Origin of the sequence: Aeromonas sp. HMWF014, assembly GCF_963878295.1 — a bacterium.
Lineage (GTDB): Bacteria > Pseudomonadota > Gammaproteobacteria > Enterobacterales > Aeromonadaceae > Aeromonas > Aeromonas popoffii.
Genome location: NZ_CAWNYS010000532.1, coordinates 1,807 through 2,379, shown reverse-complemented (window position 1 = coordinate 2,379; position 573 = coordinate 1,807). Strand labels below are relative to the sequence as shown.

The following is a 573-nucleotide window of genomic DNA, read 5'->3' as shown; positions in this document are numbered from 1 at the left end:
CCCGCCTCTGCCATCCTCGATATCGAGCGCAAGATCACCGAGAAGACCCGCTCCGGCACCCTGCCGGTGGACAACTTCGGCGTGCCGCTGGCCGGTGGCCTCATCCCCTGGATCGACACCAAGCTCGACAACGGCCAGAGCCGTGAAGAGTGGAAGGGTCAGGCCGAGACCAACAAGATCTTGGGGATCGAAGATGCCGCCATCCCGGTGGATGGTCTCTGTGTGCGGATCGGTGCCCTGCGCTGCCACAGCCAGGCGTTTACCATCAAGCTGAAAAAGGACGTGCCGCTGTCGGAGATCGAAACCCTGTTGGCCGCGCACAACGACTGGGTGAAGGTGATCCCCAACGATCGCGACATCACCGCCCGCGAGCTGACTCCGGCTGCCGTCACCGGCACCCTCAGCATCCCGGTGGGGCGTCTGCGCAAGTTGAGCATGGGCCCGGAATACCTGGCCGCTTTCACCGTGGGCGATCAGCTGCTGTGGGGCGCCGCCGAACCGCTGCGCCGCATGCTCAACATACTGCTGGATCGCGGTTGATCCAACCCGGGTGAGTGTGAAGCAGGGGGCCGC

At 64.7% G+C, this 573-nt stretch carries 1 protein-coding gene; it reads left to right on the top strand.

What is annotated here, in order from left to right; all coding sequences use genetic code 11:
- Positions 1-540, top strand: a 540-nt coding sequence (locus tag AAC083_RS20810; protein ID WP_258224800.1) for an aspartate-semialdehyde dehydrogenase, incomplete at its 5' end; no start/stop codon positions are given.
- Between the last annotated feature and the right edge of the window lie 33 nt (positions 541-573).